The sequence below is a fragment of the Pseudomonas sp. LS44 genome, assembly GCF_024730785.1.
GTDB lineage: Bacteria > Pseudomonadota > Gammaproteobacteria > Pseudomonadales > Pseudomonadaceae > Aquipseudomonas.
The window spans coordinates 4,087,981-4,101,742 of the sequence record NZ_CP102830.1 but is presented as its reverse complement, the minus strand read 5'-3'; the positions used below and the strand labels follow the sequence as shown (position 1 = coordinate 4,101,742).

Annotated in this window: 14 protein-coding genes and 1 pseudogene; 5 read left to right on the top strand and 10 right to left on the bottom strand. The window is 65.6% G+C overall.

The window, feature by feature from the left end:
- Nucleotides 1–25: 25 nt before the first annotated feature.
- A pseudogene (locus NVV93_RS18435) lies at nucleotides 26–383 on the top strand (ATP-binding cassette domain-containing protein); the annotation flags it as partial.
- A gap of 710 nt (nucleotides 384–1,093) precedes the next feature.
- A complete protein-coding gene (locus NVV93_RS18430) occupies nucleotides 1,094–1,858 on the top strand; it encodes an SDR family NAD(P)-dependent oxidoreductase (RefSeq protein ID WP_258252113.1) in 765 nt (254 codons plus the stop codon).
- A 120-nt stretch (nucleotides 1,859–1,978) separates the two neighbouring features.
- Here the strand turns inward: NVV93_RS18430 and NVV93_RS18425 are convergent, their stop codons facing one another.
- The 6 genes from NVV93_RS18425 to NVV93_RS18400 form a co-directional block, all read right to left on the bottom strand.
- Nucleotides 1,979–2,893 carry a glycerophosphodiester phosphodiesterase gene (locus tag NVV93_RS18425; protein WP_258252112.1) on the bottom strand — a complete coding sequence of 305 codons (915 nt, stop codon included), beginning with the start codon at nucleotides 2,891–2,893 and terminating at the stop codon, nucleotides 1,979–1,981.
- A gap of 267 nt (nucleotides 2,894–3,160) precedes the next feature.
- Nucleotides 3,161–3,733: a HupE/UreJ family protein gene (locus NVV93_RS18420; protein WP_258252111.1), complete on the bottom strand. Its 573-nt coding sequence runs from the start codon at nucleotides 3,731–3,733 to the stop codon at nucleotides 3,161–3,163.
- 121 nt (nucleotides 3,734–3,854) lie between these two features.
- Nucleotides 3,855–4,469, bottom strand: a complete 615-nt coding sequence (ureG, locus tag NVV93_RS18415; protein ID WP_258252110.1) for an urease accessory protein UreG — start codon at nucleotides 4,467–4,469, stop codon at nucleotides 3,855–3,857.
- Nucleotides 4,470–4,542: 73 nt separating this feature from the next.
- Nucleotides 4,543–5,238 carry an urease accessory protein UreF gene (locus tag NVV93_RS18410; protein ID WP_258252109.1) on the bottom strand — a complete coding sequence of 232 codons (696 nt, stop codon included), beginning with the start codon at nucleotides 5,236–5,238 and terminating at the stop codon, nucleotides 4,543–4,545.
- Nucleotides 5,235–5,735 (bottom strand): urease accessory protein UreE, encoded by a 501-nt coding sequence (gene ureE, locus NVV93_RS18405; RefSeq protein WP_258252108.1) that lies wholly within the window; start codon nucleotides 5,733–5,735, stop codon nucleotides 5,235–5,237. Before ureE ends, NVV93_RS18410 begins: the two co-directional genes overlap by 4 nt.
- 265 nt (nucleotides 5,736–6,000) lie before the next feature.
- Nucleotides 6,001–6,288 (bottom strand): hypothetical protein, encoded by a 288-nt coding sequence (locus NVV93_RS18400; RefSeq protein ID WP_258252107.1) that lies wholly within the window; start codon nucleotides 6,286–6,288, stop codon nucleotides 6,001–6,003.
- A 213-nt stretch (nucleotides 6,289–6,501) separates the two neighbouring features.
- Here NVV93_RS18400 and NVV93_RS18395 point away from each other — a divergent pair, with 213 nt between their 5' ends.
- Nucleotides 6,502–8,571, top strand: coding sequence for an AsmA family protein (locus NVV93_RS18395; protein ID WP_258252106.1), 2,070 nt, complete (start codon nucleotides 6,502–6,504; stop codon nucleotides 8,569–8,571).
- A gap of 266 nt (nucleotides 8,572–8,837) precedes the next feature.
- Here NVV93_RS18395 and osmE (NVV93_RS18390) read toward each other — a convergent pair whose 3' ends face one another.
- A complete protein-coding gene (gene osmE, locus NVV93_RS18390) occupies nucleotides 8,838–9,185 on the bottom strand; it encodes an osmotically-inducible lipoprotein OsmE (protein WP_258252105.1) in 348 nt (115 codons plus the stop codon).
- 229 nt (nucleotides 9,186–9,414) lie between these two features.
- Here osmE (NVV93_RS18390) and NVV93_RS18385 point away from each other — a divergent pair, with 229 nt between their 5' ends.
- Nucleotides 9,415–10,308 carry a triacylglycerol lipase gene (locus NVV93_RS18385; RefSeq protein ID WP_258252104.1) on the top strand — a complete coding sequence of 298 codons (894 nt, stop codon included), beginning with the start codon at nucleotides 9,415–9,417 and terminating at the stop codon, nucleotides 10,306–10,308.
- Nucleotides 10,309–10,557: 249 nt separating this feature from the next.
- Complete coding sequence (locus NVV93_RS18380) at nucleotides 10,558–11,532, top strand: cysteine synthase A (RefSeq protein ID WP_258252103.1); 975 nt, start codon at nucleotides 10,558–10,560, stop codon at nucleotides 11,530–11,532.
- Here the strand turns inward: NVV93_RS18380 and NVV93_RS18375 are convergent.
- The 3 genes from NVV93_RS18375 to NVV93_RS18365 all read right to left on the bottom strand — a co-directional run bounded on the left by NVV93_RS18375 (nucleotide 11,529) and on the right by NVV93_RS18365 (nucleotide 13,684).
- Nucleotides 11,529–12,257, bottom strand: a complete 729-nt coding sequence (locus tag NVV93_RS18375) for a Mut7-C ubiquitin/RNAse domain-containing protein (RefSeq protein ID WP_258252102.1) — start codon at nucleotides 12,255–12,257, stop codon at nucleotides 11,529–11,531. The genes NVV93_RS18380 and NVV93_RS18375 overlap by 4 nt on opposite strands.
- Before the next feature lie 20 nt (nucleotides 12,258–12,277).
- Nucleotides 12,278–12,643, bottom strand: coding sequence for an osmotically-inducible lipoprotein OsmE (osmE, locus tag NVV93_RS18370; RefSeq protein WP_258252101.1), 366 nt, complete (start codon nucleotides 12,641–12,643; stop codon nucleotides 12,278–12,280).
- Nucleotides 12,644–12,709: 66 nt separating this feature from the next.
- Nucleotides 12,710–13,684, bottom strand: a complete 975-nt coding sequence (locus NVV93_RS18365; RefSeq protein WP_258252100.1) for a serine/threonine protein kinase — start codon at nucleotides 13,682–13,684, stop codon at nucleotides 12,710–12,712.
- Nucleotides 13,685–13,762: the final 78 nt, after the last annotated feature.

Here is a 13,762-nt window from a genome sequence, read left to right as displayed (position 1 = left end):
TCCCCTGAACCCCGGGGACGACGGGAATATGCAGCACATGTTCGAGCTGTTCCCGGTGCCAGCCCGCGGCGCAATCAGCGGGCCATGAGCATGTCCGGCGGTGAACAGCAGATGCTCGCCATCGCCCGCGCGCTGATGAGCCGCCCGCAGTTGCTGCTGCTCGACGAACCCTCATTGGGCCTGGCGGGCAGATCTTCCAGACCCTACGCGAGCTGGCTCAAAGCGGCATGACCATCTTCCTGGTTGAGCAGAACGCCAACCATGCCCTGAAGCTCTCCAACCGTGGCTACGCGATGGTCAATGGCGAAATCCGCCTGAGCGGCATCGGTCAGGAACTGCTCGGCAACCAGGATGTGCGCAACGCGTATCTGGGCGGGCATTAGCGGTTCAAACCCGTTTTGTAGGAGCGAATTCATTCGCGATAGCCATCGCGCCGATCGCGAATGAATTCGCTCCTACGGGCCGTGCTTTCCGTAACTCTGGCGTACCCAGCCGGTAGCCCGGATGCAATCCGGGGAAAGAGCCGACGGTACTGCCGCTTGCCTCCAACTCCAGAGCTGAGCGCTCTCAGCAGAGATACCCCCAAATACTGTGGAGCGATCTGTGGATAACATGGGTGCATAGCGCTGCGAGAGAGGCCAGGTGCGGCCTGGAGAGGCCTGTACGTTTTTTCGCCAGGAGAATTTTTCTAGCTAAAACAGCTAGTTGTACTGCTTTGGCGAGGGCCTGAAAGTTGTCCACCACAGCTGTGGGCAGTCCTGTGGGTAACCCTGGGAGGAATGCCGGAACGCGCCGTAGGACTAGGCTTTACGCGTATTGATCGGTATTTAACCAGCGCTCATGGCTGACCTAAAAGCCACCACTACGCCAGCTTTTTTTGCAGTTTTTCAATCACTTGGAAACTCGTCCCAGGCACTTATCCCAGAAAGCTGTGCAGCGATCTGTGGATAACCTGGGCAAACACCGGGTCACCCCAAGCCAGCCGTGGCCTCGGCCAGGATGGTCGTTTTTTGCTCAGCTGCCGCGCTCCTTTCTGGCGGCGCGAATGGCGTAACCTAGGCGCATCCCTCTGCGCACCTCAGGAGTGCTTGCCATGACTGCCACCGTTTTTATCACCGGCGCCACTTCAGGGTTCGGCGAAGCCTGCGCCCGGCGTTTCGCCCAGGCCGGTTGGTCGCTGATCCTCACCGGTCGCCGCGAGACCCGCCTGCAAGCTTTGACCGACGAATTGTCGGCGCTGACTGACGTGCATTCGCTGGTCCTCGATGTGCGCGACCGGCACGGCATGGAAGCGGCGATTGCCGGCTTGCCGGCCAAGTACGACAAGCTCACCGCGCTGATCAACAACGCCGGTCTGGCGCTGGGCGCTGCGCCCGCGCCGCAATGCGAGCTGAACGACTGGGACATCATGGTCGACACCAACATCAAGGGCCTGCTGTACAGCACGCGGCTGTTGCTGCCGCGGCTGATCGCCCATGGACGTGGCGCGGGGATCGTCAATCTCGGCTCGATCGCCGGCAACTGGCCGTATCCGGGCAGCCATGTGTACGGCGCGACCAAGGCCTTCGTGAAACAGTTTTCGCTGAACCTGCGCAACGACCTGGTCGGCACTGGCGTGCGCGTCACCGATCTGGAGCCGGGGTTGTGCGAGAGCGAATTCTCGCTGGTGCGCTTCGCCGGCGATCAGGCCAAGTACGACGCCACTTATGCCGGCGCCGAGGCGATCCAGCCGGAGGACATCGCTGAAACCATCCACTGGATTCTCACCCAGCCGGCGCACATCAACATCAACAGCCTCGAGCTGATGCCGGTGAGCCAGACCTGGGCCGGTTTTGCTATTGATCGCTCCCGGAGCTGAGCCCCTGCCCTTGGTCTGCTGCGCGGTGGCCATGTGGGGTTGCAACGCTGTGCAAAGCCGCTGGCGGTGCCCGCTACAGTCGCCCCGAGCGAACGCAGCGGCTCATCTGGATCGGGCTAGTTACTGGTCGCTCACGGAGCTGATGCTTGTCGAACGACCGAGGAGCTGCAAGGCCCGGTCGGGATAATCAGTGATCAGTCCTTGTGCGCCCATCTCCAGCAAGTGGCTCATCATCGGCTGCTCGTTGATGGTCCACAGCTGCACGTTCAGGCCGCGTTCGCGGGCGGTGCGCAGCAGGCCAGGGCTGGCCACGGTGATGCCGTCACTGGCCGGAGGGATTTGCAGCGCCTGGTAGGACGGCGATAGCAAGCGCCCCAGGCCCAGCCACTCGAGCGCGACCAGCAGGCGTACCGAGGTCGGTCCGGCGGAGGTGGCGACGCCCGGACAGACTTCGCGAAAGTGCTGCAAGGTGCGGTCGTAGAAGCTGCCGACGATGACTTTGTCGCGCTGCCGATAGTGATCGAGCAGGGCGCACAGCGACTCTTCCATGCCGACATTCGGCACCTTGATCTCGATTACCTTGGCTCGCTCGGGAAAGCGCTGCAGCACTTCGGCGAAGGTCGGGATGCGCACGCCTTGGCCGCGATAGGGGAAGCTTTCGCCGCCATCGGCGCTCCAGCGGTAACCGGCGTCCAGCGCCTGCAGTTCGGCGAGATCGAGGTCGGCGACCAGGCCGCTGCCCTCGGTGGTGCGATTGACCTTCTTGTCGTGAATCACCACCAGTTCGCCGTCGCGGCTGAGGCGCAGATCCATCTCCAGCATGTCGACGCCCAGCGCGCTGGCGCGCTCGAAGGCGAACAGGCTGTTCTCCGGCCACAAGCCGCGCCCGCCGCGATGGGCAATCACCAGTGGTTTCTCGCCGAAACCGCTGAGCACCACCGGTGGCGTGATCGGCCGGCTGGTCAGGGCCAGGCCGGCTACTACGACGGCGAGGAGCAGCAGCGGGATAAGCAGAAAACGGGCGAAACGCAGCATGACGGGGCTCCAGCAAGCAGGGACGAGCGTGCGAATCAAACCCGACGACTATGACAAATGGTGCGCGCTTAGGGGAGCGAATTGTCGCCAGGGCGTGACGGTGCAGGAGCGAATTGATTCGCGAACCTGGCATCGCGAACAAATGCATCCGCCCTACGGTGCTCCGTAGGTTGGTGCTGAGCGCAGCGATGCCCAACGATTGCCGCTCCCACAGTTGGACATCGCTGCGCTCAGCGCCAACCTACAGTCCAGCGCCAACCCACAGGCTCAGCCGGCCAGCAGCCAGGCCCCGGTCCCGGCCGAGGCCAGCCCGGCGAGGCGCACCAGCGGTGCAGCGGCTTGCGGCAGCAGCCGCACCACGGCGTAACCGGCGCCATGCAGGGCAGCGGTGGCGGCGATGAAACCGGCGGCGTAACCCCACGGGCTGGTCAGTGCCGGCAGTTCCAGGCCGTGGGCGACGCCATGCGCGCTGGCGAACAGCGCAGTAACCATCAGCGCCAGCACCAGCGGCGGGCGCACGGCCAGCGCCACGAGCAGGCCGAGGGCGAGCACCGAAGCGGCGATGCCGGTTTCCATGAACGGCAGCTGCAGGCCTTCGAAGCCGAGCAGGCCGCCCAGCAGCATGCTCGCGACAAAGGCGCTCGGCAGCGCCCAGCGTGCGGCGCCCTGTTGCTGTGCTGCCCACAGGCCGACCGCGAGCATCGCCAGCAGATGGTCGAGGCCGAAGACCGGGTGGGCCAGGCCAGCCGCCAGGCCGCTGTCGCCGTGGCCGGGGTGGGCGAAGGCCAGCGCCGGGGAGAGAAACAGGGCGAGGCTGAACAGGGTTTTGCGTAGGTTCATGGGTGTCTCCTGACAGATTTTGGGGCGGGCGGGACCCTCTCCCCCGGTCCCTCTCCTGCTCTTCATAAAGAAAGGCGGGAGAGGGGAGGTTATGCACAGGCTTGCCGAGAGGATTCGCCCCTCATGCGGCGTTGAGCATGCCGTGGCGTTCGATGAAGGCGATGATCTGGTCGAGACCCTGGCCGACTTTCTGGTTGCTGAACACGAACGGCTTGTCGCCGCGCATCTTCTTCGCATCGCGGTCCATGACCTCCAGCGAGGCACCGACCAGCGGCGCCAGGTCGATCTTGTTGATCACCAGCAGGTCGGACTTGCAGATGCCCGGGCCGCCCTTGCGCGGCAGCTTGTCGCCGGCCGACACGTCGATCACATAGATGGTCAGGTCGGAGAGTTCCGGGCTGAAGGTGGCGGACAGGTTGTCGCCGCCGGATTCGACGATGATCAGCTCGAGGCCGGGGAAGCGCCGATTGAGCTGGTCGACCGCTTCGAGGTTGATCGAGGCGTCCTCGCGGATCGCCGTGTGCGGGCAGCCACCGGTTTCCACGCCGATGATCCGCTCCGGCGCCAGCGCTTCGTTGCGCACCAGGAACTGCGCATCTTCCTGGGTGTAGATATCGTTGGTCACCACTGCCAGGTTGTAGCGCTCGCGCAGCGCCAGGCACAGCGCCAGGGTCAGCGCGGTCTTGCCGGAACCGACCGGGCCGCCAATGCCGACGCGCAGGGGTTGGCTGTTCATATCGCGGGTTACTCCATGTTCAAGGCGGACAGTCGCCGCTTGTTGGCTAATCGGGTTTCTGGGTTTTTGCGCTTTACGAGCGAAACAGCCGGCTGTACTGACGCTCGTGCGCCATGCTCGTCAGCGCCAGGCCGAAGGCGGCGCTGCCCCAGTGTTCGGGATGCGTATCGGTGGCCAGACGCTGCGCTGTGGCGAGCGTCGGCAACAGCTCGGAGGTCAGGCGCTGCGCGGCTTGCTGGCCGAGCGGCAGGGTTTTCATCAGCACCGCCAACTGGTTCTCCAGCCAGCCCCATAACCAGGCCGCCAGAGCCTCCTGCGGCGCGATGGTCCAGGCGCGTGCCGCCAGTGCCCAGCCCAGGGCCAGGCTCGGCGTGGGTTGGCGGGCGAACAGGGCGCGGCATTCGTCGTCCAGCTCGGGCAGACCTTCCAGCAATTGCTGCAACGAGTAGCCCATCTGCCGGCTTTCCTGCTGCAACTCGCGGGTTTCCCGGCTGCTGCGCTGCTCGGCGGCGAGTTGTTCGAGCCGCTCCCACTCGCTGGCGGCGGCGGCCTGACACAGCGCCAGCAGCAGCGGCGCTTCGAAGCGCGCCAGGTTGAGCAGCAGCTGGTCGGCGATCCAGCGCGCGGCGCTCGGTGAATCGCTCACCAGGCCCTGTTCCACGGCCATTTCCAGGCCTTGCGAATAGCTGAACCCGCCAATCGGCAACTGCGGACTGGCCAGGCGCAACAACTGCCAGGCACCCGCGAATGGCGCCAGATTGGCGTTCATTTGCGCACGCCGAATTGATGTAGACGCGGCGCATAGCTGAACTCGGCTTCGCCGGCGTGGGAGTGGTGATGGCCGCCACCGTAGGCGCCATGCTCCGGTTGGAACGGCGCCTGAATGGCCTCTACCTGCGCACCGAGCTGCTCGAGCATGGCCTTGAGCACGTAGTCGTCGAGCAGGCGCAGCCAGCCGTCGCCAAGCTGCAGGGCGACGTGGCGATTACCCAGGTGATAGGCGGCGCGGGTCAGCTCGAAGGCGCTGCGGCAGGTGACGTGCAGCAGTTGCTCGGCCAGCGCGCAGACGCGCACCACGCGGCCATCCTCGGCGCGCAGGCATTCGCCGTCATACAGCGGTGTCTGGCCGCGTTCGAGGAACAAGCCGATGTCTTCGCCCGTGGCGCTGAAGCAGCGCAGGCGGCTTTTGCTGCGTGCCTCGAAGCTGAGGTGCAGTTCGGCGTCCCAGGCAGTTTGCGCGGCGATGCGCTGGTGAATCACCAGCATGGGTTTTTCCCGGCCATCAGTTGGCTCCAGACAGTGTTATGTCCGGACTAGAGCAAGGCGCTTGCCAAGGCTTGGCAACACGCGGTTTGCCGGCGATCTACGCCTGGCATGCCAGCGGATGGGGCGCAGAGCGGGAACTTCGTGGTGCGCGAGTTAAATTGGTGCGCTTTAGTGGTGCATTTAGGCCAGAAAAAAGCCCAATGCACAGGGTTCTGCATCGGGCTTGGCGGGGCGAATAAGGCGGCAGTGCTGCGCCGCGGACGGTTCAGGCACTCTGCGCAACTTCGAGAGGTTGCCCAGCGCGGCGCAGGTTCGGCTCGACTTTGCCGCCGGTACGTTGGAAACCATCGCCGGCGACTTCGAGGCGCTGCAGATCGTCGCGCAAGTCCGATGCGGCTTTACCGCCGGTACGTTCGAAGCCATCACCGGCGACCATCACTTCGGCGCTGGGCTGGCGCATTTCGGGTGGTTGCGGATGGTCATCGGCGGGCAGGGCTAAGGCGTTGGAAGTCAGGCCGGCGAGGATCAGAGTGGCAAAAATAGGGCTTTTCATAGGAAGGCTCCGGGCGGTTGAAGGGCTACGGGGCCTATAGTATTCGGACGAATTTGATATAAAAGTTCATCTGGATAATGGTAACTATCGATGAAGTTGATTGTTCCACCGCAGGCTCTATCTCGCGGGGAATCATTGTCCGTATTTGCCGTCGGTTAAGGTGACGTACCCAGCGGCCTACCCATTTTCGGCCGCCGAGAAGGAGAAGTGCGGATGAGTGTCCGTCGCGTGCTCGGCCGCAGTGTTGCCGTGCTGGTTTTACTGCTGGTGATCCTGGCGATCGTGATCGCCACCCTCGACTGGAATCGGCTCAAGCCGACCATCAATGAAAAGGCCTCGATCGCCCTCGATCGGCCCTTCGCCATCAATGGCAACCTGACTGTGGTCTGGCGCCGCGAGCCGCAGAGTGGCGGCTGGAACGCGCTGCTGCCCTGGCCGCATGTGATCGCCGAGGATCTGACCCTGGGCAATCCGAGCTGGGCCAAGAGCAAGCAGTTCGTCACCCTCAAACGGGTCGAGGCACGCCTGGCACTGCTACCGCTGCTGTGGAGGCAGTTGAGTATCCCAAGCATTCAGCTCAGCGAGGCAGCGGCCAATTTCGAGCGCTTGGCCGATGGCCGCAATACCTGGACCTTCGACCTTGGCGCTCGGGAGCCGGAGGATCAGGAGCCCAGCCCGTGGACCCTGGATATTGGCGTGATCGGCTTCGACCAGGGCTTGATTCATCTCGACGACCGCAAGCTGGAAAGCCAGCTCGATCTGCGTGTCGAGCCGCTCGGCGAGCCGATCCCGTTCAAGCAGCTAGTCGGCGCCAAGGTCGCCGCGCGGGCGGATACCGCCGGCATCGCGCCGCAAGCTTATGCCTTCGCCTGGCAACTCAAGGGCCATTACCAGCGTCAGGCGCTGAGTGGCGCTGGCAAGGTCGGCGGCCTGCTGGCCCTGCATGACGCCAGTCAGCCGTTTCCGGTGCAGGCCGACGTGCGCATCGGCACCACGCGTATCGTGCTCGCCGGCATCCTGCGTGATCCGCAGAACCTCGGTAGCCTCGATCTGCGCCTGCAACTCAGCGGCCGCAGCTTGGCTCAGTTGTATCCGCTGACGGGCGTGACGCTGCCGGAGACCCCGGCATATGCCACCGATGGCCATCTGCTCGCGCAGCTGCACGAGCCCGGTGGCGCGCTGTTTCGTTATGAGAAATTCAACGGGACGATCGGCGCCAGTGATATCCATGGCGATCTGACCTTCGTCGCCCGCCAGCCGCGGCCCAAGCTATCTGGGACGCTGACCTCTAATCAGCTGCTGTTCGCCGACCTCGCCCCGCTGATCGGCGCCGATTCGAATGCCGACAAGCAGCAGCGCGGCGTCGCCAATCGCCAGCCGGCCGACAAGGTGCTGCCGGTCGAGGCATTTCGCACCGAGCGTTGGCGGGCGATGGATGCTGACGTCAGTTTCACCGGCAAGCGCATCGTGCACAGCGCCAAGCTGCCGATCGACAATCTGTCCACCCATCTGCTGCTCAACGACGGCCAGCTGAGTCTCGAACCGTTGCGCTTCTCGATGGCCGGTGGCCGGCTGGAGGCGCGCATCCAGCTCAACGGCGGGGTGACGCCGTTGCAGGGCCGCGCGCAGGTGCAGGCCCGTGAGTTCAAGCTGAAGCAGCTGTTTCCGGGCTTCGAACCGATGCGCACCAGTCTCGGTGCGCTGAATGGCGATGTGGACCTCCGCGGGCGCGGCAATTCGGTGGCGGCACTGCTCGGCAGCGCCAACGGCGACCTCAAACTGCTGATCAACGATGGTGCGGTGAGCCGCGATCTGATGGAAATCGCCGGGCTCAACGTCGGCAACTATCTGCTGGGAAAAATGTTCGGCGACAAGCCGGTGCGGATCAATTGCGCGGTGGCCGATGTGGGCATCAAGGACGGGTTGCTGAGTCCATGGTTGATGGTGTTCGACACCGAGAACGCGGTCATCCACGTCGACGGCTCGGCGAACCTCAAGACCGAGCAACTGGACCTGCGCGTGCGTCCGGAATCGAAAGGCGTGCGGATCATCTCGCTGCGCTCGCCGCTGTATGTGCGCGGCACCTTCAAGTCGCCGGAAGCCGGGGTGCAAACCTTGCCGTTGTTGGCGCGTGGTGCCGGGCTGGTGGTGTTGGGGGCGATGGTGGCGCCGGCGGCCGGCTTGCTGGCGCTGGTTGCCCCGAGCGGCAGCGATCAGCCGAACCAATGCGCGCCACTGTTGCAGCGCTTGCAGAAGGTGGAGAAGGCGCAGCCGTCGCGCTGAACCGGCTGTGCCTGCTCGGCGGGCTCAGGTCAGGTCGGCACTGCTGGTGGGTTACGCCGCTACGCGGCTAACCCACCCTACAAAAGCGCCGCGCAACGCGAACCGATGGTCATGGAAAAGCCCGGCAAGTGCCGTAATGCCGTTCATTTAGGCCTTTGCGTTGATTCCCGTGGCACAGACAGGCCACGCGGACAGAACCCTCTCCCCAACGAGGAGAGGGCGATCCGTAGGGTGGGTTAGCCATAGGCGTAACCCACCGATCAGGCTCAGTAGAGCTTGTCCTCTTCGCGTTGATTGATTTCATGTTGCTCGCAGGTCATGAACCCCTTGCTGTCGACCTTGCCAGCCGAGTCGAAGGTGACGTAGTAGGCCTGCTGGTGACCTTCCTTGTTGAGGATGTAGTTGTTGCAGGAGCCCGGATGCACGGTGCGCGGCACTTCGCTGGAGGGCGTGCCGGCAATGCTCAGCACTTGGTGTTTGCTCATGCCGTCCTCGACCTGCTTGACCAGCGGCGCGTCGCGATAGGTCACGTAGTCCACCGGGTTCTCCGGTTTGCCGGCGCAGCCAGCCATGGTGGCCAGTACGGTAATCACTGCAAGAGTGTGCTTATACATGCTGTCTTTCCTTGTCATGAGGGCGAGGATTACCCCGCGTTGAAACCCTGGAGGAGCTGTCCGTCACGGTGCTCCGCACGGTTGAACAAGCCTAGTTGAGGACACTGGCAGGCGGCGGGAGTTCGCTTCGCGTGTGCCGCCCGACGCGCAACGGATGCCGTGCGCCGCTGCTACATTCACGGTGCCAGCGCGCGCCCGCTCAGCGTCCGCGGCTCTGCGAGGATGTCCTATGTCGTCATCGTTAGCGAACCCGCGGTATCCCCTGGTGTTGGTCCCTGGCCTGCTCGGTTTCATCCGCTTGCCGGATTATCCCTACTGGTACGGCATCGAGTCGGCCTTGCGCCGACGCGGCGCCAGCGTGCATCCGGTGGCCGTCTCCGCGCTGCATACCAGCGAGGTGTGCGGCGAGCAGCTGCTGCGCGAAGTGGAGCGCATCCGCAGCCAGACCGGTGCCGCAAAGGTCAATCTGCTCGGCCACAGCCAGGGCGCGTTGACCGCCCGCTACGTGGCCGCGCTGCGTCCCGACTGGGTGGCCTCGGTGACCTCGGTGGCCGGCCCCAATCATGGCTCGGAGCTGGCCGATTACCTGTACCGCCAGGCGCCGCCCGGCAGCTGGCGCGAGCGTCTGATCGGCCTGCTGATGCACGGCATCGCCCGCCTGCTGGCCTGGCTGGAGCGCGGCTACCGCGGGCCGCCCCTGCCGCTGGACAGCCGCGCCGCGCACCAGTCGCTGACCACCGCCGGGGTGGCGGCCTTCAACCAAGAGTTTCCGCAGGGCCTGCCCGCGCGGTGGGGCGGCGAGGGGCCCGCCGAGGTGCAGGGCGTGCGCTACTACTCCTGGTCCGGCACCCTGCAGCCGGGGTTGAGCGACCGCGGCGGCAACCGCTTCGACCTGTCCAACCGCTTCTGCCGCCTGTTCGCCCGCAGCTTCGTGCGCGAGGCCGGGCAGTGCGACGGCATGGTCGGACGCTACAGCTCGCACCTCGGAAGGGTGATCCGCGATGACTACCCGTTCGACCACCTCGACATCGTCAATCAGAGCCACGGCCTGGTCGGCTTGGGTGCCGACCCGGTCGCGGTGTTCCTCGAGCATGCGGCGCGGCTGCAGGCGGACGGCTGTTAGGTGCTGTACGGAAAGTCGCCGAGCGAAGGCAGTGCGACGATTCGGATGGGTTAGCCATAGGCGTAACCCACCGCCCCTGCAGGACGCCGGTGTCCATGGTGGCATGGATGGTGGGTTACGCCGTTACGCGGCTAACCCACAAAAGCTGGGCGCAACACTTAACTGGTACTCAGCGCTCCGAATGGAGCGCGGGGCTAGACTGAAACGGTGAGTCCAGCCTTTCCCGCCCCGCACGGGGGGAGGTGCGCAATGCCTATTCAGGACGGCTTCATCGGCAGCATCGGCAACACCCCGCTGATCCGCCTCGGCAAGCTGAGCGCCGAGACCGGCTGCGAAATCCTCGGCAAGGCGGAGTTCCTCAACCCCGGCGGTTCGGTCAAGGACCGCGCGGCGCTGTACATCGTCCGCGACGCCGAGCGCCGTGGCAGCCTGCAGGCCGGTGGCACCATAGTCGAGGGCACCGCCGGCAACACCGGCATCGGCCTCGCGCACATCAGCGCGGCGCGCGGCTACCGCTGCATCATCGTGATTCCCGACAACCAGTCGCCGGAGAAGCTCGAGCTGTTGCGCGTGCTCGGCGCCGAGGTGCGCTCAGTGCCGGCCAAGCCCTACCGCGACCCGGATAATTACCAGAAGATCGCCGGCCGCCTGGCCGCCGAACTGCCGGGCGCGATCTGGGCCAACCAGTTCGACAACCTCGCCAACCGCCAGGCGCACTACGAGACCACCGGCCCGGAGCTCTGGCGCGACACCGGCGGCCGGCTCGATGCCTTCGTCTGCGCCACCGGCACCGGCGGCACCTTGGCCGGCGTCGCCCGCTATCTCAAGGCGCAGAACCCGGCGCTGCGCATCGTCCTCGCCGACCCCATGGGCAGTGCGCTCTACCACTGGGTGCAGTGTGGCGAGCTGGCGGCCGAGGGCAGTTCGATCACCGAGGGCATCGGCACCACGCGGATCACCGCCAACCTCGAGGGCACGCCGATCGACGCCGCCGTGCAGGTCGACGACCAGTGCTGTGTGGACATGGTCTACCACCTGCTGCGCGAAGAGGGCCTGTGCCTCGGCAGCTCCTCGGGGATCAACGTCGCCGCCGCCGTGCAGGTCGCGCGCGAGCTGGGCCCCGGGCATACCGTGGTGACCCTGCTGTGCGACCGCGGCGGTCTGTATTTCCAGCGTCTGTTCAATCCCGCCTGGTTGCGCGAGAAGGGCCTGCGGGCCGGCTAACGGTCGTCCAGCAGCGGCCCCAGCAGGGCGACCATACTGCGCCAGTGGCTGCCTTCCCAGAACAGCCGGTGGCAGGCGTCGCAGGTGTAGAAGCGCGAGTAGCAGGCGCAGAGCCGGCTCGGCAGGCGTTCGGCGGCTTCCTCCTTGTCGATGCTGTGCAGTGGCAGGTTGCAATGCAGGCACAGGCTGAACGGCCGCGCGCTGCGTGCCAGGTCCAGGCGCTCGAACAGCTCGCGCAGCTGCTGCGCCGGCTTCAGCGCATGCACGTAGCAGCCGTGGCTGATGATCCGCCGCTTGAGCAGCTCGCGGTCGCGGGTCAGGACGATGCGCCCCTGCTGCTCGGCGATGGCGGCGATCTGCTCGTCGGCGAAGTGGTTGTCGTAGAGGGTGTCGAAGCCGCTCATGCGCAGCAGGTGGGCGAGGCCGCCGAGTTGCGCGTCGGCGACGAAGCGCAGGCCGCGCACCCGCAGCAGCGGGCTGATGTCCAGGGCCTCGAACTTGGGGTAGACGGCGACGCGGTCGCCGTCGTACAGCAGGCGCTCGAAGCCCACCGACTCACCGTCGACCAGCACCAACTCGACCTCGGTGTGCGGCACGCCGAGCGCCTCGATCATGTGCTTGACCGTCGCCGCCCGCGCGCAGATGCAGGTGAACGCCTGGCGCCGGCGTTCGGCCGGGAGGAAGTCGTTGAGTTCCTCGTAGAAGCGGAACGTGGCGCGGGTCATGCGGGTCGCCTGGCGCGGCGCTAGTAACCGCCGCCGCCACCCATGCCGCCGTAGCCGCCGCTGGCGCGGGCGCGCTCCTCGCTCTCGCGCTCGCTGCAGCTCTGGAAGCCGGTGTGGTCGACCCGCCCGGTCTCATCGAAACTGACGTGGTAGGCCTGCTGGCGCCCGGCCTTGCTGAGCAGGTAGTCGTTGCAGCTGCCCGGATCGGCGCCGCGCTCCTGGGTCGCGGTCGGCACCCCGGCGATATTCTGTACCTCTTGCTGGCTCATGCCCTTGTGGACCTGGGCGACCAGCGGCTGGTCGGCGAAGGTCTGGTAGGTTTCACTGGCGGCGCAGCCGGCCGTAGCGGCGAGAATGCCGACGGCCGCGAGCATTAGTCTGGTCATGATGAGCTCCTCCGGCGGAGCGGGTGAGACTAACAAGGTTAGCTCGCCTGTCCGCTAATGGCGCCCTTAAAACAGCCGCAGCGGCTCTTCGTCGAGAGCCGCCATCTGCTCACGTAGAACCAGAATCTGCTCACCCCAGTAGCGCTCGCTGCCGAACCAGGGAAAGCTCATGGGGAAGGCCGGGTCGTCCCAGCGGCGCGCCAACCAGGCGCTGTAATGCATCAGGCGCAAGGCGCGCAGCCCCTCGATCAGCGGTAGCTGGCGTGACTCGAAATCGTGGAATTCCTGATAGCCATCAATCAGCTCGGCGACCTGCGACAAGCGCTCGTGGCGGTCGCCGGCGAGCATCATCCACAAGTCCTGTACCGCTGGGCCCATGCGGCAGTCGTCGAGGTCGACGATATGGAAGGTGTCGTCTCGGCACAGCAGGTTGCCGGGATGGCAGTCGCCATGCAGGCGGATGCTGGTGAAGGTGCTGCGCGCGTACAGCGCTTCGACTTTGCCGAGCAGATCGCGCGCCACCGACTCGTAGGCTGGCAACAGGCTGCGTGGGATGAAGCCGCCATCCAGCAGAGTGGCCAGCGAGTCGTGGCCGAAGTTCTGCACCGCCAGCGCTTCGCGGTGCTGGAACGGCCGGCTGGCACCGACCGCGTGCGCACGGCCGAGCAATTGGCCGAGGCGATACAACTGGTCGAGATTGCCGGGCTCCGGCGCCCGCCCGCCACGCCGGGGGAAGAGCGCGAAACGAAAGCCGGCGTGTTCGAACAGGCTCTCGCCGTCGCGCAGTAGCGGCGCCACCACCGGCACGTCGCACTCGGCCAGCTCGAAGCTGAACTGATGTTCCTCGCGGATCGCCGCATCGCTCCAGCGCTGCGGCCGATAGAACTTGGCGATCAGCGGCTGGCTTTCGTCGATGCCCACCTGGTAGACGCGGTTTTCGTAACTGTTCAGGGCCAGCACGCGGGCGTCGCTGACGAAGCCCAGGCTCTCGACGGCATCGAGCACCAGGTCAGGCGTCAGGGCGGCAAATGGATGAGGCATCGGGCGATTCCGCAGCGTGGGGCGCCCCAGTGTACGCGCATCGCACGCCGCTCGCGTCCAGGCTTGCGCAGCCGTCGC